Below are 19,601 nucleotides of genomic sequence, written 5' to 3' on the forward strand. Positions count from 1 at the left end.
TGGGGGCCATCGTTGTCACGAGTCACGACTGCGGTGGAGCGACCGACGCCAACCCTGCCAGCCGGTCCCGGACCAGCCACCCAAAAGACTCACAGCGCTGTCAGACCTCGTCACCCGGCCACCATGACCCACCGGGCCGCGACCGACCACCGGTTTTCCGCGGGCCCGCGAGGGCTCCGGCGCGTCAGCGCGTCAGCGTGCGGCCGATCACCAGACGCTGGATCTGGTTCGTGCCCTCGACGATCTGCAGCACCTTGGCCTCGCGCATGTACCGTTCGACCGGGTGGTCCTGGGTGTAGCCGTAGCCGCCGAGGACCTGCACCGCGTCCGTGGTGACCTTCATGGCCGCGTCCGTGCAGAACAGCTTCGCCATCGCCGCCTCCTTGCTGAAGGAGAGCCCGGCGTCGCGGCGCCGCGCCGCCGCGAGGTAGAGGGCGCGACCGGCCTCGACCGCCGTGGCCATGTCGGCCAGCAGGAACGAGAGGCCCTGGAAGTCCGCGATCGAACGGCCGAACTGCTCGCGCTCCTTCGCGTACCCGACCGCGTAGTCCAGCGCGGCCTGCGCCACGCCCACCGCGCAGGCGGCGATGCCGAGACGGCCGGAGTCCAGCGCGGCCATGGCGATGCCGAAGCCCTGACCCTCCTCGCCTATCAGGCGCTCGGCCGGGACGTGCGCGTCCTCGAAGATCACCTGGGCGGTGGGCGAGCCCTTCATGCCCATCTTGCGCTCCGGCGCCGCGGCCGAGACCCCGGGCGTGCCGGCGGGCACCAGCAGCACGCTGATGCCGCGCGAGCCGTCGTCGCTGGTGCGGACCATCGAGCTGTAGAAGTCGGCGACGCCGCCGTGCGTGATCCAGGCCTTGGTCCCGTTGACGACGTACGCGTCGCCCTCACGCACCGCGCGGGTGCGCAGCGCCGCCGCGTCGGAGCCGGACTGGGGCTCGGAGAGGCAGTAGGCGCCGAGCTGCTCGCCACCGATCATGTCCGGCAGCCACTGCGCGCGCTGGGCGTCGGAGCCGAAGGTCGCGAGGGCGTGGCAGGACAGCGTGTGCACGGACAGGCCGAGGCCGACGGTCAGCCGCGCGGCCGCGAGCTCCTCGATCACCTGGAGGTAGACCTCGTAGGGCTGGCCACCGCCGCCGAAGTCCTCGTCGTACGGCAGGCCCAGCAGACCGCTGCGGCCGAGCGTGCGGAAGACCTCGCGGGGGAACTCGGCCGCGGCCTCCTCCTCGGCCGCGGCGGGCCGCACCTCGTTGTCGGCGAGATCCCGGGTCAGCGCGAGCAGCTCACGCGCCTCCTCGGTGGGGAGCTGACGCTCGACGGGCTTGGTCGCGGGCGCGGTCATGGCGGCTCTGCCTCCTGGTCTCGGGGCCCGGCACCCCAGGTGGGGAGGCCGGGCGACGACACGTACGACGGCACCGGGTCTCGGTGAACGATCGCTAACATGTGGCGCTGGAAGTATGCCCCATACCGGGCGCCCGCACCATGCCGGAGCTGCGTGAATCGGTGCACAGCCGGGCGCGCCCACCGCGTAGGCTCGGAGCACCATGCTCACCCTCCCCGTGCTCGCCTCCCGCCTCGCCGCCCTCGCGCCGTCCTGCGGCCCGACCCGGCTGCTGGCCGTCGACGGCTACGCCGGTTCCGGCAAGACGACGCTCGCGGGTCTGCTCGCCACGGCGCTCGGGGGTCCGCCGCACGCCCCGGTCGTGCACCTGGACGACCTGGCGACGCACGAGGAGTTCTTCGAGTGGACCGACCGGCTACGGGCGGAGGTCCTGGACCCGCTCGCCCACGGCCGGGCGGTCCGGCACCGGGTCTACGACTGGGAGCTGGCCCGCTTCACGACGCTGCGCGAACTGCCCGCCGCGCCACCGTTCCTGCTCCTGGAGGGCGTGGGCGCGGGACGGCGCGCACTGCGCCCCCACCTGGCGGCGCTGCTGTGGATGGACGTCGACGCCGCCACCGCCCGCGCCCGCGGGGAGCGGCGCGACGGTCCGGCGCTCGCCGCGTTCTGGGAACACTGGTTCGCGCGGCAGACCGAGCACTTCGGTGTCGACCCCAGTCGGCCCTTCGCCGATTTCGTGGTGGCGGACAGTGGTGCGACGACGGGGCACCCGATCACTCACGCCGCGTAATCGCTACAGCGTGTGCCCGGTAGCCTGTCCGCGAGCCAGCGAATGACGGCTCCCGGGGCCGAATACCCCAAACCAGGGGGCCCGGAGGGGCCCTTGACCTGCACCCCTGGCACCAACTACGTTCTGAATCAGCGCGACACACGGTGATCGCGTCCCCAGAGACACGAGCTGCCGGCCGTTCCCCCGTGGCCGGCAGCTCGTCCCTTTCCGGCCCATCCGTCCGCTCCGCACCACGCGTACCAGTGACCGAGCGTGACAGGCAGAGAAGAGCCCTCCGATTGTGAGGGCCGTTTGTGCGTGTCCCCACCAGCCGAGACGTCAGCGCGGCACTCTTCCGGATCAGCAAGACCCCGGTACGATTCCCCTGGGCGCGGGGGCGTACGGACCGACGCGCTCACAGACCGTCAAGGTGCGGCGTCTGCAGGCCTCCCGGGTCAGCCCCTCCAGCGGGCAACGGGGACGCTTCACAGCAGGGGGCGAAGCGGTGGGGACAGAGGACAACGGCGACAGGCGTTCCCGGAGCCTGGCCGATCGCGCCTGGCTTCGGGCCATGGACGCCTACACCGCCGGCGCGTACACCCGCGCGGAGGAGGAGTTCCGCGCCGCGGTCCGGCTGGATCCGGGGATGGCGGACGCCTGGCTCGGCCTGCACGCGCTGCGCTCGGACACCTCGGCCGCCCTGCTGGCCATGCACCGGCACCGGGACCGCTTCGGCGAGCAGCGCCGAAAGCACCGACGCCCCCTCAGCTCCTGGTACTGGCTGGGCTGGTGGGTCCAGCCGCTGCTGGAGAACGAGCGCGACCTGGCGCTCGCCCACGCCTCCCACTGGCTCGACGGCCGCCATCTGGCCGAGCTGGACCAGGCCCTGGCCGAGTGCCCCGGCGCCGCGGAGGACAACGCGGTGCGGTTCCTGCACGCCTGCCGGTCCTACCTCACCAAGGACTGGGAGCAGCTGATCCGCGACACCGACGGGCTGCTCGACGACGCCCTGCTCGGCATCGAGGCGGGACTGTTCAGCGGGATGGCCCGGGTCCGTCTGGACATGTGCGGACAGGCGGAGCTGCCACTGGCCACCTCCCTCGCCCGCTGCCGCTCGGAGCAGCCGCAGCGCAAGGAGCTGCGCTACTGGCTGGCCCGCGCCTACGAGGGCGTCGGCCGCAGCGCGGCCGCGCTCTCCCTCTACCGCGCGGTGCACCGGGTCGACCCCGGTTTCATGGACACCTCCGCCCGGCTGGCCGCGATCACCGCGGAGGACGGCGTCGACCCCGCCCTGCTGGAGTCCCCGCAGGAGCCCGGCCTGCTCCGGCCCGGCCGCGCCGGGGGCATGGCCGCCGCGGACCCCGGTGGCTACGACCCGACGGAGCTGCCGGACCTGCCCGACAGCCTCGACTCCCCGCTCGACGTGGGCTTCGAGCCGGTCTTCTACGACCCGCTGCCCGGCTTCCCGCTGTCCGACGACGAGGAGGACACCGACCCGGACCTCACTCCGGGCACCACCGCGCTCGACGCCGAGAGCGCGGCGATCCCCGCGGCGCGCGACCGCGCTCTCGTCCCCGCCTCCTCGGCGTCCTCCGACCGCTCGGCGCCGGACCAGCGGCGGCTCGACGCGGCGCTGGCGGAGCTGGACCGCATGGTCGGGCTGGAGCCCGTCAAGCGCCAGGTGCTGGCCCTGTCCGCGCAACTGCGGATGGCACGCCTGCGCGCCGACCAGGGCCTGCCGGTGCAGCCACCCAAGCGGCACTTCGTCTTCTCCGGCCCCTCCGGCACGGGCAAGACCACGGTCGCCCGCATCCTCGGCCGTGTCTTCTACGCCCTCGGCCTGCTCAGCGGCGACCACCTGGTGGAGGCCCAACGGGCGGACCTGGTCGGCGAGTTCCTCGGCCAGACGGCCGTGAAGGCGAACGAGCTGATCGACTCCGCACTGGACGGCGTGCTCTTCATAGACGAGGCCTACAGCCTCGCCAACTCCGGCTACTCCAAGGGCGACGCCTACGGCGACGAAGCCCTCCAGGTACTGCTCAAGCGCGCCGAGGACAACCGCGACCGCCTGGTGGTGATCCTCGCGGGCTACCCCGAGGGCATGAACCGCCTCCTGGCCGCAAATCCGGGCCTCAGCTCCCGGTTCACCACCCGCGTCGACTTCCCCAGCTACCGCCCGACCGAACTCGCCTCCATCGGCCAGGCCCTGGCCGGCCACGACGGCGACTTCTGGGACGACGAGGCCCTGGAGGAACTCCGCTCCATCTGCGCCCACGTGGTCCGCGAGGGCTGGATCGACGACCTGGGCAACGGCCGCTTCATGCGCACCCTCTACGAGAAGTCCTGCGCCTACCGCGACCTGAGACTCTCGGTCCTCGCCGAACTCCCCACCCGCCAGGACCTCGCCGCCCTCCGCCTCCCCGACGTCCTGCAGGCCTACGGAGAACTCATCGACGGACGTTAGGGGCGCGCGCATGGCCAAGACGGAACCGAAGCTCCACGCCTGGCGGATCGACGCCCGCGAGTACGCGCGCCACGAACACCGCCGCGGCCGCCGCCACGCCTACGACCGGCTCGTCGGCCCGCGGACCGCCCTGGTGGCGATCGACCTGGTCCGCTTCTTCGTCGAGGGCAGCCCCTACGCGCTCGGCACCGTCCCCCACGTCGCCGCCCTCGCCCGCGCGACCCGGGCGTCCCGAGGTACCGTCGCCTGGGTCCTGCCGGCGGTGGGCGCGGAGCCCACCACCTGGGCCACGGACTTCTACGGCCCGGCAGTCGCCGAGCTGTACCGCGCCTCGGGTGGGACCGGCACCGCCCGCGAACGCCTGTGGCCCGAGCTGGTCCCCGCGGAGGACGACCTGGTCGTCGAGAAGACCGCCTCCTCCGCGTTCTTCCCCGGGGCCTCGCCCCTGCAGGGGCTGCTGGAGCGGCGCGGCGTGGACACCGTCGTGGTCTGCGGCCTGGTGACCAACGTCTGCGTCGAGTCCACGGTCCGCGACGCGGCGACGCTCGGCTTCCGCGCCGTCCTGGCGGCGGACGCGTGCGCGACGCGAGACGACGCGATGCACAATGCCTCGCTGTCGACGGTCTACCGCAGCTTCGGCGACGTCCGGCCGACGGCGGAGATCGTCACCCTCTTCGAGTAACCCCCCCCAGGGGCGCGGGGAACTGCGCGGCAAGCCACCGATGGGCGGATGGTCCGCGGCGCAAAGGGCCATCCGCACGCCAGTGGTTGCCCGCGCAGTTCCCCGCGCCCCTGTTGAAGACCGCTACGCGGCCTTCAATGCCTCCCGGAGCGGGACGCGGGCGCCGCTGCGGAGGACGCTGTTGCGGTAGATGCGGCCCGCGAAGCGGAGCATCGCGACGCCGCAGGCGAGGGTGAGGGCCAGGGAGAGCAGCACCTGCCAGAGCGGTGCCACACCCAGCGCCCAGCGCATGGGCATGAGTTCGGGAGCCGTGAGCGGGACGAAGGAGAGGATCTCCGCCAGGGAGCTGTGCGGGTCGGACGGCAGGACGGAGATCGCGACGACCCAGCCCGCGACGAGCGGCATGATGATCGGCGCCATGACGCCGCCCAGGTCCTCCTGGCGGGAGACCATCGCGCCGGCCGAGGCGAAGATCATCGCGTAGAGCCAGAAACCCGCCATGAACCACACCAGCGTCCAGGCGAAACTGCCGACCGACGCGCTCAGCGAGACGTTGAGCTGACCGTCGGCCATGCCGATGGCCAGGCCGATGACGCCCGGCACGATCAGCTGGATCACCCCGACGATGCCGACGCCCACGACCTTGCCGGCCAGCAGCTGCCACGGCCTGATCGTGGCGAGCAGCAGCTCGACCACCCGGCTGCTCTTCTCCTCGACGACGCCCTGGGCCACCATCTGACCGACCGTCATCAGGATCATGTACATCAGCAGACCGGCCGTGATCGCGATGGTGATCTTCTGGCCCAGCTGCGGGTCGGACTTCTCCAGCGGCGTGGCCTGGACGTGCTGGGCCGGCGCCGCCGTCGCGTCGCCGATGACGGAGAAGAGGGTGTTGAGGCTGTCGGGCAGGGACTTCTTCACCGTCAGCTGCGTGCCGCCCGCGCCGTGGGCGACGACGAAGGCGTCGGCCTTGCCGTCACGGACCGCGGCGGTGCCGGCCGCCGCGTCGGGGACGGTGACGATGGCGACCTTCTGGTGCAGCTTGCCCGCCACGTCCTCCAACTGCTGCCCGTAGGCGGCGTCGGCCTGGACCACCGCGACGTGCTGCGTCGGCGTGCCGGGCGCGGCGAGCTTGGTGATGATCGGCAGCGCGGCGAAGGCCAGCGCCGTGATGGCCAGCAGGATCAGGAACGCCTTGGAGCGCAGCCGCACCGACAGCTCCCGTCGGGCGACCAGCCGGACCGTCTCGCTGTTGCTCAGGTGCGTGCCCCGGTTGTTCGACGTGCTCACTTCTGCTTCTCCCCCGTCGTCGTCTCCGCACTCACCACGTGCCGGAACAGCTCGGTCAGCGAGGAGCGCCGGCGGGCGAACTCGTGGACCGGGCCGGTCGCCAGCGCCGCCGCGAGGACGGCCTGGTCGTCGGCGCTCTCGGCGAGGGCCAGCACGGTACGGCCGTTCTCCGCGCCGCGCACGGTGACGCCGGCCAGGCCCGCGGCCCAGCCCTCGGGTGCGGCGGGCGCGTGGACCAGCAGTTCCTCGCCGCCGGAGGCGCGCAGCTCCTCGACGGTGTCGCAGGCGACCATCGTGCCCGCGCGGACGATGCCCACGCGGTCGCAGAGCCGCTCGACCAGCTCCAGCTGGTGGCTGGAGAAGATCACCGGGATCCCCTCGGCGGCCTTCTCGCGCAGCACCTGGCTCATCACGTCGACGGCCACCGGGTCCAGGCCCGAGAAGGGCTCGTCCAGGACGAGTATCTCGGGGTTGTGGACGAGCGCCGCGGCCAGCTGGACCCGCTGCTGGTTGCCGAGGCTGAGCTTCTGCACCTCGTCCCCGATCCGGTGCTCGACACCGAGCCGCTCGGTCCACTCCCGCACGGCCGCCGCGGCCTGCGCCACCCCGAGTCCGTGCAGGCGGGCCAGGTAGGTCAGCTGCTCGCCGACCTTCATGCGCGGGTAGAGGCCGCGCTCCTCCGGCATGTAGCCGATCCGGCTGCGGGTCTCCTGGCCGACCGGGACGCCGGCCCAGCGCACCTCGCCCGCGTCGGCGGCCAGGACGCCGAGGATGATCCGCATCGTCGTGGTCTTGCCCGCGCCGTTGCTGCCGACGAAGCCGAAGATCTCCCCGGCTCGCACGTCGAAGGTCATCCCGTCCAGCGCGACGGTGTCTCCGTAGCGCTTGGACAGGGCGTCGACCTCGAGACGTCGATCGCTCACCTGCTCACACTCCCCCGAATGTTCTGTTTGTTCGATTGATCTGTTTGATCGGTGGTCAGCCTAGCGGTGGACCCGGTGGTCCGGATCATGGACCTCGCCCACCAGTTCCTCCAGCACATCCTCCATCGCGACCAGGCCGAGGGGCAGCCCCCCGGCGTCCACGACACCGGCGAGGTGCGCGGCGGCGCGGCGCATGGCGCCGAGTGCGTCGTCGAGCGGAAGATCACCGGAGAGGGTGATGACGGGCCGCCAGAACCGCTGTGGCACCGGCGCGGTGGCGTCCTCCAGCTCCAGCACGTCCTTGACGTGGAGGTAGCCGAGGAACGCGCCGTGGTCGCCGACCAGCGGGAACCGGGAGTAGCCGGTGCGGACCGCCAGCTCCTCGATCTGCTCGCCGGTGACGGAGCTGTCCACGGTGACGAGCTTCGCGGCCGGCAAGACGACCTCGCGCACCGGGCGCAGGCCCAGCTCCAGCGCGTCCTCCAGCCGCTCCTGCGCGGTGCGGCCGAGCAGCCCGGCCGCGTGCGAGTCGTGCAGCAGGTGCGTCAGTTCCTCGCTGGTGTAGGCGGCGGCGATCTCGTCCTTGGGTTCGACGCCCAGCAGCCGCAGCACCAGGTTGGCGAGCGTGTTCATCAGCGCGATGAACGGGCGCAGCCAGCGGGCCAGGGTCGCCAGCGGCGGGCCGAGCCAGAGCACGGCCCGTTCGGGCGTGGCCAGCGCGATGTTCTTCGGCACCATCTCGCCGATCACCATGTGCAGGGCGACGACGATCACCAGGGCGAGCACGTAGCCGACCGGGTGCAGCAGCCCGGACGGCAGTCCGACCGCGTGGAAGGGCGCCTCCAGCAGCTTGGCCAGGGCGGGTTCGGCGACCGCGCCGAGCAGCAGCGAGCAGACGGTGATGCCGAGCTGGGTCGCCGCCAGCATGGCGGAGACGTCCTCCAGCGCGCGCACGACCGTGGCCGCCCGCTTGTCGCCGGCCTCGGCGAGCGGCTCGACCTGGCTGCGGCGGACGGAGACCAGCGCGAACTCCGCGCCGACGAAGAAGGCGTTGCCGAGCAGCAGCAGCACGGCGAAGAAGAGGGCGAGCGCGCTCATCGGGCGTCACCCTCCTCCGTGTCCAGGCGTTCCAGCCGCACCAGTTCGGTGCGGTGGCGGTGCACCTCCACGGCGGTCAGCCGCCAGCCGGGCAGGTCCGCGCTGTCCCCGGGTGCGGGGATGCGGCCGAGCAGGTCGGCGAGCAGACCCGCGACGGTCTCGTAGGGGCCCTCGGGCGCGTACAGGCCGACGGCCTCCAGCACGTCGACCCGGCACCGGCCCTCGGCGACCCAGGCCCGGTGGCCTCCACCGTGCCCCGCGCCGTGGCCCGCGCCCTGACCTGTGGCGGGCTCGGCCGGGCGCAGCTCTGGCAGGTCGTGCGGGTCGTGCTCGTCCTGGACCTCGCCGACCATCTCCTCGACGATGTCCTCCAGCGTGGCGACCCCGGCGGTGCCGCCGTACTCGTCGACGACGACCGCGAGTTGCTGGCGGCTGCGCAGCATGTCCAGCAGCCGCTCGGCGGGCAGCGTCTCCGGCACCAGCAACGGCGGCGAGGCGAGCGCGGCGACCCGCACGTATCCGCGCCGGTCGGCCTTGACCGCGAGCGCGTCCTTGAGCGTGACGACGCCGACGACCTCGTCGATGGTCTGGCGGTAGACGGGAAAGCGGGACAGGCCCGTGGCCCGGGTCAGGTTGAGCACGTCCGCGGCGGTCGCGTGGTCCTCCAGCGCGGCGACGTCGACGCGCGGGGTCATCACGGACTCGGCGGTCAGCTCGGCGAGGCCCAGGGTGCGGACGAAGAGGTCGGCGGTGTCGCGCTCCAGCGCGCCCTCGTGGGCGGAGTGGCGGGCCAGGGCGACCAGCTCCTCCGCGCTGCGGGCGGAGGCCAACTCCTCGGCGGGCTCCATGCCGAAGCCGCGGACGATCCGGTTGGCGGTCCCGTTGAGCAGCAGGATCAGCGGCCGGCAGGCCCGGGAGAACAGGGCCTGGGGGGCGACGACGGCGCGGGCCACCTGCATCGGCCGGGAGATCGCCCAGCCCTTGGGCACCAGCTCGCCGACGACCATCTGGAGCATCGTCGCCAGCAGCATCCCGACGACGACGGCGACACCGCTCACGGCGCCGTCCGGGACGCCGATCGCCCTGAGCGGCGGGGCCAGCAGCAGGCCGAGTGCGGGGTTGGCCAGCATGCCGACGAGGAGGGAGGTGACGGTGATGCCGAGTTGGGCGCCCGACAGCTCGAAGGAGAGGGTGCGCAGAGCGCCGCTGACGCGCGTCGCCCGCCGGTCACCGGCCGCGGCCGCTCGCTCCACCTCTCCGCGGTCGACGGTGATGAGAGCGAACTCGGCGGCCACGAAGAGCCCGTTGGCCAGGATCAGCAGCACGGCGACACCGAGCAGCAGCCAGGCCATGGAAATACTGTGAGGGTCCATGGACGGTGGGACTTCTCCAAAGGTTAGGTAAAGGCTTTTACCTTAACAGGTGCCTCCACCACGGGCTTGGGTCCACCGGCCGTGGCGAGGACCGAGCCCACCAGGATCAGCGCAGCGGCGGCCCGCTCCGGGCGGGCCCTGGTCCAGCGGGCCTCTTCCCGTGTGCTCACCGCTCGCCTCGCCTCACCGCTCACCGGGCCCGCGCCTCACGCCTCGCCTCAGCGCCGCGCGGTTCCGTACGCGTCCACGCAGGCCCGAAGCTCCTGCGTCATCCGCCAGGCCTGGCGGCGTCCGGCTCCCGGCTGGATGGCGACCACGGCCAGCGTGCCGCCGTCCGCCAGGTCCAGGGTCACCCACGGATCGCCCTGGTGCAGGTTGACCGCCACGATCTCGGGCCACGCCAGGCGACGCCGGCGCACGAAGTTGACCACGGTCAGCCCGTCCCGGTCGGCCCTGGCCCTCGGGCGGGCGAGCACGACCAGCACCAGCGCGAACAGGACGCCGCTGCCGCCTATGCCGACCCGGTCGTGGCGCTGCCAGTCCGGCGCGCCGATCACGGCGATCAGCGCGAAGAAGGCCACCGAGACGGCCGCGAGCCCGAGCAGCACCACCCGCGTCAGCAACGGCTGCCAGGTGTGCGGCAGCGGTGGCGCGGCGGTGACGCTCGGGCTCGTCGTCATGTCACTCGGCCTCCCGACCGAGAGCCGTCACAGGCGGCAGGCGTGGATGTCGGTGACCAGGATCGCGCGCGCGCCGATGCCCCAGAGGTCGTCCATGATCCGCTGGGCCTCCTTGCGCAGCACCATGGCCCGGACCGCCACCCAGCCCTCGCTGTGCAGCGGGGAGACGGTGGGCGACTCCAGACCGGGAGTGAGCGCGACCGCCTCGGCGACGCGCTCGGCACGGATGTCGTAATCCATCATCACGTACCGGCGGGCCACCAGGACACCCTGGAGACGGCGCATGAACTGGTCGACGCCCGCGTTCTCGGGCGCGTCCAGCGGACGGATCACCACGGCCTCGGAGCGCAGGATCGGCTCACCGAAGACCTCCATGCCGGCGTTGCGCAGGCTGGTGCCGGTCTCCACGACGTCCGCGATGACGTCGGCGACGCCGAGCTGCACGGCCGTCTCCACGGCGCCGTCCAGCTTGGTGACCGTCGCGGTCACACCCGCGTCGGCCAGGTGCTTGCCGACCAGGCCGGTGTAGGAGGTGGCGATCCGGCGCCCCTCCAGGTCCTTGACGCTGCCGGCGACCCCGGGCGGGCCGGCGAAGCGGAAGGTCGAGCCGGCGAAGCCGAGCGAGAGGACCTCCTCGGCCTCCGCGCCGGAGTCCAGCAGCAGGTCGCGACCGGTGAAGCCGATGTCCAGACGGCCGGAGCCGACGTAGATCGCGATGTCGCGGGGACGCAGGTAGAAGAACTCCACCCGGTTCTCCGGGTCGACCAGGACCAGCTCCTTGCTGTCCTTGCGCTGCCGGTAGCCGGCCTCATGGAGCATGCCCGCCGCCGGTTCGGCGAGAGAACCCTTGTTCGGGACGGCGATGCGGAGCATGGTCTGGTGCCTTTCTGGGGTGGGATGGGAAAACGAAAGCGGGGCACCGATACGGCTCGGTGCCCCGCTGCGTTGAAACACGCGGGGTCTACAGATGGGCGTAGACGTCCTCCAGGGTGAGGCCGCGGGCGACCATCATCACCTGGAGGTGGTACAGCAGCTGGGAGATCTCCTCGGCGGTCCGCTCGTCGGACTCGTGCTCGGCGGCCATCCACACCTCGGCCGCCTCCTCGACGACCTTCTTGCCGATGGCGTGCACGCCCAGGCCGACCAGCTCGGCGGTACGAGAACCGGGCTCGCCCGCGGCGGCCTTCCGCTGCAGCTCGTTGAAGAGCTCTTCGAATGTCTTCTGCGCCATGATGGGCCTACCCTACGTGGTTCCCCGGGAACAGGTCGTGTCGTCCCACCGTACGGACGGTGGCGTGGACGCGAACCCGTTCCGGTCCGGTGTCAGCCGGACAGGCCCCGGATCAGCACGGCCGTGCTGAGCGCCGCCGTGGTGGCCTCGTGACCCTTGTCCTCCTTGGAGTCCGCAAGGCCCGCACGGTCCAGCGCCTGCTGCTCGTTGTCGCAGGTCAGCAGGCCGAACCCGATCGGGATGCCGGAGTCGACACTCACCTGGGTGAGGCCCATCGTCGCCGCCTCGCACACGAAGTCGAAGTGGGGCGTGCCACCCCGGATGACGACGCCGAGCGCGACGACCGCGTCGTAGCCGCGCGCGGCCAGCGCCTTCGCGGCGACCGGCAGCTCGAAGCTGCCGGGGACGCGCAGCACCTGGTAGTCGCTGACGCCGAACTCGCCCAACGCGCGCTCGGCGCCCGCGATCAGGCCGTCCATCACCACGGTGTGCCACTGCGCCGCGACGACCGCGACCTTCAGGTCCTTCGCGCCCTGCACGTCGAGCTGGGGGGCTCCCTCGCCGCTCACTTGCTTCCGTCCTCTCGTTGGTCTTCTGTACGGGTCACGTGTTCACACGGGTTCAGGCGCTGTGCACGGGGCTGAGCTCGTCGAGCCAGGGCAGGTCGTGGCCCATCCGGTCGCGCTTGGTCAGCAGGTACCGCAGGTTGTGCTCGCCGACGTCGGCGCGGACGGCCTCGCGGCCCCGCACCTTCAGGCCGTGGTCGGTCAGCGCCTCGTGCTTGTCGGGGTTGTTGCTGAGCAGCCGCACCGAGCGGACGCCCAGGTCCTGGAGGATCAGCGCGGCGGCGCGGTAGTCGCGGGCGTCGGCGGGCAGGCCCAGCTCCAGGTTGGCGTCCACCGTGTCGCGGCCGCCCTCCTGCAGCTCGTAGGCGCGCAGCTTGCGGACCAGGCCGATGCCGCGCCCCTCGTGACCGCGCAGGTAGAGCACGACCCCGCGCCCCTCGCTCGCGATCCGCTCCAGCGAGGCGGCCAGCTGCGGGCCACAGTCGCAGCGCAGCGAGCCGAACACGTCGCCGGTCAGGCACTCGGAGTGGACCCGGACCAGGACGTCGTCGCCGTCCGGCAGCGTGCCGTCGGCGTTCAGGCCGCCCGCGACGAGCGCGATGTGCTCGACACCGTCCGGCTCGCTGCGGTAGCCCAGCGCGGTGAAGGAACCGTGCTCGGTGGGCAGGGAGGTGGTCGCGGCGCGAGTGACGCTCGCCTCGACGCGGCGGCGGTAGGCGATCAGGTCCTCGATGGAGACCAGGGCCAGGCCGTGGCGGCGGGCGAAGACGACCAGCTCGGGCAGGCGGGCCATGGTGCCGTCGTCGTTGGCGATCTCGCAGATCGCGGCGGCGGGCCGCAGCCCGGCCAGGCGGCACAGGTCGGGGCCGGCCTCGGTGTGGCCCTCGCGCTCCAGCACGCCGCCCGGGCGGGCGCGCAGCGGGAAGACGTGGCCGGGGCGGACGAAGTCGCCGCTGGCGCTGGCCGGGTCGGCGAGCAGCCTGATGGTGAGCGCGCGGTCGGCGGCGGAGATGCCGGTGGTGACGCCCTCCTTGGCGTCGACCGAGACGGTGAACGCGGTCCGCATCGACTCGGTGTTCTGGGCGACCATCTGGCCCAGCTCCAGCCGGTCCAGGTCCTCGCCGATCATCGGGACGCAGATCAGGCCGCGGCACTCGCGCATCGCGAAGGCGACGATCTCCGGGGTGGCCAGCTCGGCGGCGAAGACGAGGTCGCCCTCGTTCTCGCGGTTCTCGTCGTCGACGACGACGATCGGGCGGCCGGCCGCGATCTCGGAGATCGCGAACTCGATGCTGTCGAGCGTGAGGTCCTCGTACACCTCACCGTGCTGCACGGCGAGTTCCTCGATGGCGTTCATGCGACGGCCCCTTCCGTGAGCACGGACTGCTGGGTGGTGGTGCGGCTGCGCAGCCACCAGGAGCGCAGACCGAGGATGACCAGGACGAAGTAGATGCTGTAGACGTAGCCCGAGAAGGCGTAGCCGTTGGTGAAGTTGAGCGGCACGCCGACCAGGTCGACGGCCAGCCAGGCGAACCAGAACTCGACCCAGCCGCGCGCCTGGGCGTACATGGCGGCGAGGGTGCCGGTGAAGATGTAGGCGTCGGCCCACGGACTCCAGGACATCCACGGGTAGGCCTTGAAGAGCTCCGCGAGACCCACGGTCAGCACGGCCGTGGCGAGGACCAGGACGCCGCGCTCGGTCCAGGTGGCGAAGCGGACGGCGACGTCACCGCCGGTCTTGTTCCGCCCGCGCTGCCACTGGAACCAGCCCCAGACGGAGACGGCCACGACGATCAGCTGCTTGCCCGCGCTGCCGCTCAGGTGCCCGGCGGCGAAGGCCGCGAAGAGCACCACACCGGAGAGGAGCTGGACCGGCCAGGTCAGCATCGAGCGACGCCAACCGAGCGCCAGGGCGCCGAGGCCGAGCAGGTTGCCCACCATGTCGGACCACTTGATCTGCTGTCCGAACAGGCTGAACGCGGTGCTGTTGAGATCGTTGACCAGGTTGCTCATGGTCCGTCAGGCTCCTGTCTGCTGCGCGCTGTCGAACGCGGGGAGCGCACGGTCGCCGAGCAGGCGCTCGACGTACTTCGCCAGCACGTCGACCTCGAGGTTCACCGGCTCGCCGAGGCCCTTGAGGCCGAGGGTGGTGTGCGCGAGGGTCGCCGGGATCAGGCTCACGGTGAACGAGTCCACAGCCGCCTCCACCACGGTCAGGCTGACGCCGTCGACGGTGATCGAGCCCTTCTCGACGAGGTACCGCGACAGGTGCGCCGGGAGGCTGAAACGCAGGACCTCCCACTGCGGATTCCCGTCCGCGCCCGGCTCGCCCGGCGTGCGCGAGAGCAGCGCGCCGGTGCCGTCGACGTGGCCCTGGACCAGATGGCCGCCGAGGCGGGCGCCGAGCGCCATGGCGCGCTCCAGGTTGACCCGCGAACCGACCTCGATCGCGCCGAGGCTGGACCGCTCCAGCGTCTCCCGCATCACGTCGGCGCTGAACTCACCCGGGTGGGCCGCCAGTTCGTCGTCGGTGTCGAGGACGGTGAGGCAGACGCCGTTCACCGCGATGGACTGGCCCTCGCGGGCGTCGGCGGTGGTGACGGGGCCGCGCAGACGGACACGGGCGGAGTCGCCCAGATCCTCGATGGAGAGGACCTCGCCCAGCTCTTCGATGATTCCCGTGAACATTCAGCTCTCCCGTGACCTCGCGCCTACTGCGCGGTCTCCGGGGCTGTAGCGGGAGCTGACAACGGACGACTGCCACGGGGTACGGCGACGACGCTGCACGCGGGCCCGGGAGCTCCGCCGACCGAGTCGGCGGGGCCGCTCGGGAACACACCCGGGGAGGGTGCGCGCGAGGCGACGACGCCGCAGCCCGACGTCCGCCGCGCACTGCCTCCCATCCGGACTTTAACCGTCGGTCCAGGAATTTCACCTGGTCAACCGGCCGCTGGAAGCGGTCGGGTCGCGGACTGTAACCGCCGGTTCGGACTTTCACCGACCCCGGAGTGCGCAAACGTCGTACTGCTGCTGTCAGTGTGCCACGCACCTCCGCAGGCTTCGCAAGACCTGACGGGGTGCGAGCTGTGTGGGGTGAATCACGCGTCGTAGCCGGAATGCGAGCTGGGGCGGACCAGTCCGCTCTCGTAGGCGAGCACCACCAGCTGCGCCCGATCGCGCGCGCCGAGCTTGATCAGAGCACGGCTGACGTGCGTCTTCACCGTCAGCGGGCTGACCGCGAGCTGCTCGCCGATGACGTCGTTGGACGCGCCCGTGGCCACCATGGCGACGATCTCGCGCTCCCGGTCGGTCAGCGCGGCGAGACTCGGCGGCGCGGCGGCCGGGGTCCCCCGTTCGGGCTGCGAGAGGTAGCGGGCGATCAGCTCCTTGGTCGCGGCGGGGGTCAGCAGCGCCTCGCCGCGGGCGACGACGCGGATCGCGTCGAGCAGCGCGTCGGGCTCGGCGCCCTTGCCGAGGAAGCCGCTCGCACCGGCGCGCAGGGCCTGGAAGACGTAGTCGTCGGTCTCGAAGGTCGTCAGCACGAGCACGCGCACGCCGGCGAGGTCCTCGTCGGCGATGATCCTGGCGGTGGCCTCCAGCCCGTCCAGCTCGGGCATCCGGATGTCCATCAGCACGACGTCGGCCCGCGCCTCCCTGGCCAGCCGCACGGCCTCCAGCCCGTTCGCGGCCTCGCCGACCACGGCGAGATCGGGCGCGGAGTCGACGAGCACCTTGAGCCCGGCCCTGACCAGCACCTGGTCGTCGGCGAGCAGCACCCGGATGGTCATACGTCTCCAGTCGTGAGCGAGGATCGCGCCGCGGTCGTGTGGGAACCACCGTCGGGCGCGGTGGCGCCCTCGGCGGTGTGCGGGCGGTCGGCCGCGTCGGCGAGGTCGGCCCGGCCCGCGCCGGGCGGGGCGGGAGCGCCGTCGGGGGGCGGCGTGCCGCCGGCCTCGGCCGCGCCGTGGGGGCGGGTGTCGCGGCGGGTGGCGAGGAGGTTGGGGAGGGTCATCCACGGGGCCGGGACCCCCTTGACCGAGGGTTCCGGTGCGCGGGGCGCGCTCCGGGCGGCGGAGGGGAGGGGAAGGTCGACCGCGACGCGGAAGCCGCCGCCGGGGCGCGGTCCCGCGCTGAACGTGCCGCCCACCGAGGCCGCGCGTTCGCGCATGCCGATGATGCCGTAGCCGCCGGAGCGCTCCGCTCCGTCGCGGGCGGGCTGCGCGGGGCCGGGACCGTCGTCGTCGACCTCGACGCGCAGTCGGCCGACGCGGTAGGCGAGGCGGACCGTGGCCGCCGACGCACCCGCGTGCTTGCGCACGTTGGTCAGCGACTCCTGAACGACCCGGTACGCCGTGAGGTCGACCGCCGCCGGGAGGGCGACCGTCTCGCCCTCCGTCCGGCACTCCACCGCGAGCCCCGCGCGTTCGAAGGAGTCCAGTAGCTGCGGCAGCTGCGCCAGCCCGGGCGCGGGCTCGCGCGGGCTGGCCGCGCCCTCCGGCTCACCCGTCTGCCGCAGCACGGCGACCGTCGCGCCCAGCTCGCTGAGGGCCGCCCGGCCCGCCTCGCGGACCTGCGCGAGAGCGGCACGGGCCGTTTCGGGCTGGGCCTCCATCACCGTCGAGGCGACCCCGGCCTGGATGTTGATCAGCGCGATGTGGTGACCCACGATGTCGTGCAGCTCGCGCGCGATCCGCAACCGCTCCTCGGCGACGCGGCGACGCGCCTCCTCCTCGCGGGTGTGCTCGGCCCGTCGCGCGCGTTCCTCTATCGCGGCCACGAAGGCGCGCCTGCTGCGTACCGACTCGCCGACGGCGACGGTCATCGCCGTCCAGGCGAAGGCGATGCCGTTGACGCTCTTGTCCCACTTCTCGGGGGACAGCGCCATGCTGGCGATGCCGACCGCGAGCACGGCGACGCCGCCGATGGCGAGCGCGAGCCGCCGCTCGACCACCGAGGAGACGGTGTAGATCGCCAGGCCCGCCCCGGCCAGGATCGGGCCGCGCACCGGCCCGACGAACATGTAGCCGACCGTCGCGGCGACGGTGCAGACCAGCACCAGGATCGGGTACCGGCGGCGCAGCGCCAGCGGCGCGTAGACGCAGAGCCCGGCGACGAGCAGCACCTCGTCGGGGTCGAAGTTGGACCACTGCGTGCTGGGCCTGCCACCCGTCGGCCACAACACGGTGACCAGGTAGAGCAGGGCTGCGAGCAGCGCGTCGGCCCCGTACGGGTGCGCGCGCACGAACAGCCGGAGTCGGCGCAGCAGGTCCATGCACCCAACGGTAGAGGTTCGGTCCGTCGGGGCGGCATTCTTGTCGTGGTCTTCTCAAGTTAACGCCCGCTCCCTACCATCCGGTAACCGAAGGCACACGCGGCGCTCTGAGGGGACGGCACGCCATGCGCAACCGGATCGGCACGACTCGACGGGGGCTCGCGGCCACGGCCGCGGTCGCCCTGGTGACCACCGCGGCGCTGGCCGCCGGCACCGGCACGGCCTCGGCGCAGCCGAGCGGCTCCACTCCCGCGTTCGACAGCCTCACCGGTGCCTCGCACCCGGACTGGATGGCCTCGCTGCCCGACGGGCTGGGCCTCGGCGCGCTGTCCGTGCCCGGCACCCACGACACCCTCGCCATTCACGGCGGGCTCGCACCGTGGGCCTACGAGGCCCAGGAGGACCACGGCGACGGCGCCGCCACCCTCGACGCGCAGCTGAACGCGGGCATCCGCGCGATCGACATCCGGGTGCGGGTGGTGAACGGCGGTACCGCCTTCGCGATCCACCACACCGACGTCTACCAGAACGCCAACTTCGACGACGTGCTCACCCACGCGCGGGCCTTCCTGGTCGCCCACCCGGGCGAGACGATCCTGATGAACCTGCACGGCGAGTGCGACGCCGACACCGCCGAGGGCGGCAGCGGCACCGCGTCGATCGGCCACTGCGCCGACGACCCGGCCTCCACCACGACCGCCGACCGCGTCCGGATCCTCCAGAGCTACCTGGCCCGTTACCCGGGCCTGTTCTACGCCCCGACCGTCACCGGCACCTCGACCGCGGCGCTGCCGACGCTCGGGCAGGTGCGCGGGCACATCGTGCTGACGACGTTCTCCGGGCCGGTCGGGGAGATCTACCCGGGCTACGGGCTGACCCGGCTCACCACCGGAAACTGGGGCTCCTACGTCGAGAACGACTGGACCCAGTGCGACACCGGCACCAAGTGGTCCGAGGCGCGCGCCAACATCGCCGCCGCCTCGGCGGACACCAGCGGCGCGCTGTTCACCACGTACCTCTCCGCCAACTGCTCCCCGTTCGGCGCCGGCCCGGCGGCCGTGGCCGGCGGGAGCTGGTTCACCACCGGCGTCGACCAGCTCGCTCTGAACGACCTCGGCGCCGTGGGCTCCCCGCTGACCCGCACGGGCGTGGTGCTGATGGACTACCCCGGCTACGCGCTGATCGGCGCCGTGCTGAGCCGGGACGGCGTCTCGGGCTGACGTGCGGCAGATCACAGGTCCCGGCGTTCGCGGATCGTCAAAACCCCTCCCCCGGCAGCCCGCTGATGCGGTGGAATGCTCTCCCGGTCCAGGTAGGTGTCCACACGAGGAGCAGGTGCCCGCATGCCGGACACGCGGCGTGTCGTCGTCGGGGTCAGCGGCACCCCAAGCAGTCTGCAGGCGCTGCGCGTCGGCCTGGCCGAGGCGCGGCGCGGGGGTGTGCCGCTGCTCGCCGTGCTGGCCTGGCTGCCGCTCGGCGGCGAGGCCGCGTACCGGCACGCCCCCTGCCCACCCCTGCTCAAGGAGTGGGAGCAGGCGGCCGCCTGGCGGCTGCGCAACGCCTTCGACGAGGCGTTCGGCGGCGTGCCGGACGACGTGGCCGTCGAGCTCGAGCTGATCCGGGGTCCGGCGGGCGCGGCCCTGGTCGACGCCGCCGACCAGGGCGACGACCTCCTCGTCCTCGGCTCCGGCCCCCGCGAGTGGCCGGCCCGTCTCCTCCACGGGGCGACCGCCCGCTACTGCGTCTCCCACGCCTCCTGCCAGGTCCTCGCCGTCCCGCCCCCGGAGCTCCTGCGGCGCCTCCCCCGCAGGCTCCGCCACCACGTCCCGACGCCGCCGAAGCAGACCGGCGTCGCGCCCTCCACCACCCCGGACGACTCGGACGAGCCGCAACCGCGGCTGTAGGTGA

General features: G+C 72.6%; 19 protein-coding genes and 1 riboswitch. Of the genes, 5 read left to right on the top strand and 14 right to left on the bottom strand.

Going from position 1 to position 19,601, the window contains the following annotated elements:
* Positions 1 to 184: 184 nt before the first annotated feature.
* Positions 185 to 1,345, bottom strand: a complete 1,161-nt coding sequence (locus ABH931_RS37050) for an acyl-CoA dehydrogenase family protein (protein WP_370123765.1) — start codon at positions 1,343 to 1,345, stop codon at positions 185 to 187.
* A 202-nt stretch (positions 1,346 to 1,547) separates the two neighbouring features.
* Between ABH931_RS37050 and ABH931_RS37055 the strand changes: the two genes are divergently transcribed.
* The 3 genes from ABH931_RS37055 to ABH931_RS37065 all read left to right on the top strand — a co-directional run bounded on the left by ABH931_RS37055 (position 1,548) and on the right by ABH931_RS37065 (position 5,260).
* Positions 1,548 to 2,135, top strand: coding sequence for a uridine kinase (locus tag ABH931_RS37055; RefSeq protein ID WP_370123768.1), 588 nt, complete (start codon positions 1,548 to 1,550; stop codon positions 2,133 to 2,135).
* A 550-nt stretch (positions 2,136 to 2,685) separates the two neighbouring features.
* Positions 2,686 to 4,578 (top strand): AAA family ATPase, encoded by a 1,893-nt coding sequence (locus ABH931_RS37060; protein ID WP_370123771.1) that lies wholly within the window; start codon positions 2,686 to 2,688, stop codon positions 4,576 to 4,578.
* A gap of 10 nt (positions 4,579 to 4,588) precedes the next feature.
* Positions 4,589 to 5,260, top strand: a complete 672-nt coding sequence (locus ABH931_RS37065) for a cysteine hydrolase family protein (protein ID WP_370123774.1) — start codon at positions 4,589 to 4,591, stop codon at positions 5,258 to 5,260.
* Positions 5,261 to 5,383: 123 nt separating this feature from the next.
* Here ABH931_RS37065 and ABH931_RS37070 read toward each other — a convergent pair whose 3' ends face one another.
* The 13 genes from ABH931_RS37070 to ABH931_RS37130 form a co-directional block, all read right to left on the bottom strand.
* Positions 5,384 to 6,550 carry an ABC transporter permease gene (locus ABH931_RS37070; RefSeq protein ID WP_370123777.1) on the bottom strand — a complete coding sequence of 389 codons (1,167 nt, stop codon included), beginning with the start codon at positions 6,548 to 6,550 and terminating at the stop codon, positions 5,384 to 5,386.
* Complete coding sequence (locus tag ABH931_RS37075; protein WP_370123780.1) at positions 6,547 to 7,473, bottom strand: ABC transporter ATP-binding protein; 927 nt, start codon at positions 7,471 to 7,473, stop codon at positions 6,547 to 6,549. The genes ABH931_RS37070 and ABH931_RS37075 overlap by 4 nt, the downstream gene beginning before the upstream one ends.
* Positions 7,474 to 7,533: 60 nt before the next feature.
* Entirely contained in the window at positions 7,534 to 8,571 is a 1,038-nt protein-coding gene (locus tag ABH931_RS37080) for a hemolysin family protein (protein ID WP_370123783.1), read from the bottom strand.
* Positions 8,568 to 9,929 carry a hemolysin family protein gene (locus tag ABH931_RS37085; protein WP_370123908.1) on the bottom strand — a complete coding sequence of 454 codons (1,362 nt, stop codon included), beginning with the start codon at positions 9,927 to 9,929 and terminating at the stop codon, positions 8,568 to 8,570. Before ABH931_RS37085 ends, ABH931_RS37080 begins: the two co-directional genes overlap by 4 nt.
* A gap of 233 nt (positions 9,930 to 10,162) precedes the next feature.
* Positions 10,163 to 10,624 carry a PH domain-containing protein gene (locus ABH931_RS37090; RefSeq protein ID WP_370123785.1) on the bottom strand — a complete coding sequence of 154 codons (462 nt, stop codon included), beginning with the start codon at positions 10,622 to 10,624 and terminating at the stop codon, positions 10,163 to 10,165.
* Between the two features lie 27 nt (positions 10,625 to 10,651).
* The gene (gene hisG / locus ABH931_RS37095) at positions 10,652 to 11,497 is read right to left on the bottom strand and encodes an ATP phosphoribosyltransferase (RefSeq protein ID WP_370123788.1); all 846 of its coding nucleotides are present in this window, start codon (positions 11,495 to 11,497) and stop codon (positions 10,652 to 10,654) included.
* Positions 11,498 to 11,585: 88 nt separating this feature from the next.
* Positions 11,586 to 11,855 carry a phosphoribosyl-ATP diphosphatase gene (locus ABH931_RS37100; RefSeq protein ID WP_042450866.1) on the bottom strand — a complete coding sequence of 90 codons (270 nt, stop codon included), beginning with the start codon at positions 11,853 to 11,855 and terminating at the stop codon, positions 11,586 to 11,588.
* Between the two features lie 92 nt (positions 11,856 to 11,947).
* Positions 11,948 to 12,424, bottom strand: coding sequence for a 6,7-dimethyl-8-ribityllumazine synthase (gene ribH, locus ABH931_RS37105; protein WP_370123792.1), 477 nt, complete (start codon positions 12,422 to 12,424; stop codon positions 11,948 to 11,950).
* Between the two features lie 52 nt (positions 12,425 to 12,476).
* Positions 12,477 to 13,778 carry a bifunctional 3,4-dihydroxy-2-butanone-4-phosphate synthase/GTP cyclohydrolase II gene (locus ABH931_RS37110; protein ID WP_370123795.1) on the bottom strand — a complete coding sequence of 434 codons (1,302 nt, stop codon included), beginning with the start codon at positions 13,776 to 13,778 and terminating at the stop codon, positions 12,477 to 12,479.
* On the bottom strand, positions 13,775 to 14,434 hold the full coding sequence (locus ABH931_RS37115; RefSeq protein ID WP_370123797.1) for a nicotinamide riboside transporter PnuC: 660 nt from the start codon (positions 14,432 to 14,434) through the stop codon (positions 13,775 to 13,777). Before ABH931_RS37115 ends, ABH931_RS37110 begins: the two co-directional genes overlap by 4 nt.
* 6 nt (positions 14,435 to 14,440) lie before the next feature.
* Positions 14,441 to 15,109 carry a riboflavin synthase gene (locus tag ABH931_RS37120; RefSeq protein WP_370123800.1) on the bottom strand — a complete coding sequence of 223 codons (669 nt, stop codon included), beginning with the start codon at positions 15,107 to 15,109 and terminating at the stop codon, positions 14,441 to 14,443.
* 197 nt (positions 15,110 to 15,306) lie between these two features.
* Positions 15,307 to 15,437, bottom strand: a riboswitch (FMN riboswitch).
* A gap of 82 nt (positions 15,438 to 15,519) precedes the next feature.
* A complete protein-coding gene (locus ABH931_RS37125; protein WP_370123803.1) occupies positions 15,520 to 16,209 on the bottom strand; it encodes a response regulator in 690 nt (229 codons plus the stop codon).
* On the bottom strand, positions 16,206 to 17,693 hold the full coding sequence (locus ABH931_RS37130; RefSeq protein ID WP_370123806.1) for a sensor histidine kinase: 1,488 nt from the start codon (positions 17,691 to 17,693) through the stop codon (positions 16,206 to 16,208). The genes ABH931_RS37125 and ABH931_RS37130 overlap by 4 nt, the downstream gene beginning before the upstream one ends.
* 125 nt (positions 17,694 to 17,818) lie before the next feature.
* On the opposite strand from ABH931_RS37130, the gene ABH931_RS37135 reads away from it, so the two are divergent.
* Together ABH931_RS37135 and ABH931_RS37140 are read left to right on the top strand one after the other, a co-directional pair.
* Entirely contained in the window at positions 17,819 to 18,913 is a 1,095-nt protein-coding gene (locus ABH931_RS37135) for a phosphatidylinositol-specific phospholipase C domain-containing protein (RefSeq protein ID WP_370123809.1), read from the top strand.
* 123 nt (positions 18,914 to 19,036) lie between these two features.
* A complete protein-coding gene (locus tag ABH931_RS37140) occupies positions 19,037 to 19,597 on the top strand; it encodes a universal stress protein (protein WP_370123812.1) in 561 nt (186 codons plus the stop codon).
* The last annotated feature ends 4 nt before the right edge of the window (positions 19,598 to 19,601 follow it).

The sequence above is a fragment of the Streptacidiphilus sp. MAP12-33 genome (assembly GCF_041261265.1).
Lineage (GTDB): Bacteria > Actinomycetota > Actinomycetes > Streptomycetales > Streptomycetaceae > Streptacidiphilus.